Here is a 2,914-nt window from a genome sequence, read left to right on the forward strand (position 1 = left end):
CGGCGCCAGCAGCGCCGCCACACCTCCGGCCGGCGCCGGAAGCGGGTCGCCACCGACGTACAGCTCCCCCGGCACACCGGCCGGGAGTGGCTGACCGGCCCGGTCCAGGACGTGCGCCCGGGTGCCCGGCACCGGGCGGCCGACCGGCATCAACTGCCGCTGCCCGCCGTCGGGCGTGGCCGGGTCGGCGGGCCCGCCGTCGGGCGTGGCCGGATCGGTGAGCTCGCCGTCGACGGCGCACAGGTGGGCGGTGACCGGCGCGGCCACGTCCGGCGGCACGAGCACGTGGTGCAGGGCCGCCGGCGACCGCTCCGCGAAGCGCGCCACCAGGTCCCGGGACAGCGGCGCCCCACCGCAGAAAACGTGCCGCAGCGCGGCGCAGCGCTCCACCCCGCGCTGGTCGAGAAGGTCGGCGAGCAGGTCGGGCCGGAAGCAGGCCACGCTGACCCGCTCCGCCCGGATCAGGCCGACCAGGTGGCGGGCGTCGCGGTCTCCGCCGGGCCGGGCCAGCACCACGGCCGCGCCGCTCAGCAGCGGGGCGTACAGCTCCCAGACCGCCGCCGGGGCGGCCAGGGGCGCCTGCTGGAGCACCCGGTCGGCGGCGGTCAGCCCGGCCGCCTCGGACAACCAGCGCAGCCGGTCGCGCAGCGCGGCGTGGCTGTGCACCGTGGTGCGCGGCGCACCGTCGGGCGGAGAGGTGACGTAGGCCGGGTCGCCGCCGGTGACAGTGCCCGCGCCGGCCGGCGCCGCGGCGTCCGGCACGAGGGCACCGGGCACGGCGGCGCCGCGCACCGCGCGCGGGTCGGCGGACGGGTCGTCCACCAGGCAGGTCGGCCCGGACCAGCGCGGGACGCCGCCCTGCGGGCGCGCGGTGAGCAGCAACGCGACCTCGGCCGCCGTCAGCAGCGCTGCGGCCCGGTCGGCGGGCAGCGCCGGGTCCACCGGTACGACCACCCCGCCGGCCCGCCAGACGGCGAGCGGCGCGGCCACCAGCTCCACGCACCGGTCCAGCCGCACGCCGACGCGGGTGCCCCGGCGCACGCCCGCTGCCCGCAACCGGTCGGCGAGCGCGCCGACGAGCGCGTCCAGCTCGCCGAAGCCGACCGTACGCGAGCCGAACCGCACCGCCGGGGCGGCCGGGTCACGGCGTACCGCCGCGGCGAAGGCGTCACCGACCAGCGGACGGGCGGCGTCGGTCGCCGGACCGGTGGCCAGCGCCAGCAGCTCGTCCCGCTCGACCGGGCCGACGAGCGGCAGCACGCCGATCGGCGTGTCCGGGTCGTCCAGCAGGCCCCGCAGCAGACGGTGGAACATGCCCACGTGACGCCGGGCGGTCGCCTCGTCGAACAGGTCGGTGCTGTACTCCAGCCGCCCCCAGATCGTGTCGCCGTCCTCGAAGAGGTCAAGCAGCAGGTCGAACTCGGCCTTGCGGGCGTCCAGCGAGACCGGCTCGACCCGCAGCGGCCCGTCGTGCCAGGACGGGAACGGCACGTTCTGGTACGAGAACAGCACCTGGAAGACCGGGGTGCCGGCCGCCGACCGTTCCGGCTGCAACTGCTCGACCAGCCGCTCGAACGGGATGCCCTGGTGGTCGTACGCGGCCAGGCACACCGCGCCGACCCGGCGCAGCAGCTCCCGGAACGACGGCTCGCCGCGCAGGTCGGTACGCAGCGCCACGGTGTTCATGAACAGCCCGATCAGCGGCTCCAGCTCGACCAGGCGCCGGTTGGCCACCGGCGAGCCGACCACCACCTCCTCGTCGCCGGTGAGCCGGTGCAGCAGCACCGCGAAGGCGGCCTGGAGCACCATGAACAGCGTGGCGTTCTCCTGCCGGGACAGCGCCCGCAGCCGGGTCACCACGGCCGGCGGGATCTCCACCGGCACCGAGTCACCCCGGTAGCTCTTCTCCCTCGGCCGGGGCCGGTCACCGACCAGGCCGATCTCCGGTGGCGCGCCGCCAAGCTGGCCCGTCCAGTACGCCAGGTCCGCCGCCCACGCCTGCTGAGCGGCCGGCTCCTGCTGCCAGAGGGCGAAGTCGGCGTACTGCACCGGCAGCTCGGGCAGGCCGTGCGGCCCGCCGGTGAGCAGGGCGCGGTAGCAGTCGATCAGCTCGCGCAGCAGCACCCCCATCGACCAGCGGTCGGACACGAGGTGGTGCAGGTTGAGCAGCACGCCGGTCACCTGCGGGCCGAAGCGGAGCAGCCGGACCCGCACCGGCGAACCGGCGGCCAGGTCGAACGGCCGGCCGATCAGCTCCTCCTCGCGGCGGCGCAGCTCGGCGTCGACCTCCCCGGGCGTCACCCCGGGCACGTCCTCGACCTGCACGTCCGGCGGCAGCTCGGCCCGCACCTGCTGGTACGGCCGTCCGTCCCGCTCGAAGAAGACCGTCCGCAGCGACTCGTGCCGGCGGACCACCTCGGCGCAGGCGCCGGCGAACAGGTCCGCGCGGAAGTCGCCGTGCACCCGCATCGCCGTGGAGATGACGTACGCGGAGGTGTGCGCCGCGAACTGCTCCAGGAACCAGATCCGGCTCTGCGAGAAGGTCAGCGGCACCGGGGCGTCCCGGTCGGCGCGCGGTGGCACGGTCCGCGCCGGGGCGCGGTCGATGCCCTCCTCCTGGAGCAGGTTGCCCAGCAACGCGAGCCGCTGCGCGGACAGGGCGAACCGCCTGGTGCTCATGCCTGCGTCCTTCCGTCGGCACGGTCGAGTGCCTGCTGCACCTCGTCGTCGGACAGGTCGCTGAGCCGGATCAGCAGCTCGGCGGTCTTCTCCACGACGGTCCGCTGCGCGGGGTCGGCGGTCAGCGCGCGGGTGAGCCCGGCGACCGTCGGGTCGGTGAAGACCTTGTGCAACGGCACGTCCACGCCGAACGCCTCCCGGACCCGGGCCACCATCCGGGTGCTGAGCAGCGAGT

General features: G+C 76.2%; 2 protein-coding genes. Both read right to left on the reverse strand.

Going from position 1 to position 2,914, the window contains the following annotated elements; translation table 11 throughout:
- Window positions 1–2,679: condensation domain-containing protein (locus KBX39_RS27800; RefSeq protein ID WP_210873337.1), on the reverse strand; the 2,679-nt coding region annotated here is incomplete at its 3' end.
- On the reverse strand, window positions 2,676–2,914 hold a 239-nt coding region (locus KBX39_RS27805), incomplete at its 5' end, for a phosphopantetheine-binding protein (protein WP_210873339.1). The genes KBX39_RS27805 and KBX39_RS27800, both read right to left, overlap by 4 nt.

Source organism: Micromonospora sp. D75 (genome assembly GCF_018070405.1).
In the GTDB taxonomy this organism is placed as follows: Bacteria; Actinomycetota; Actinomycetes; order Mycobacteriales; family Micromonosporaceae; genus Micromonospora; species Micromonospora chalcea.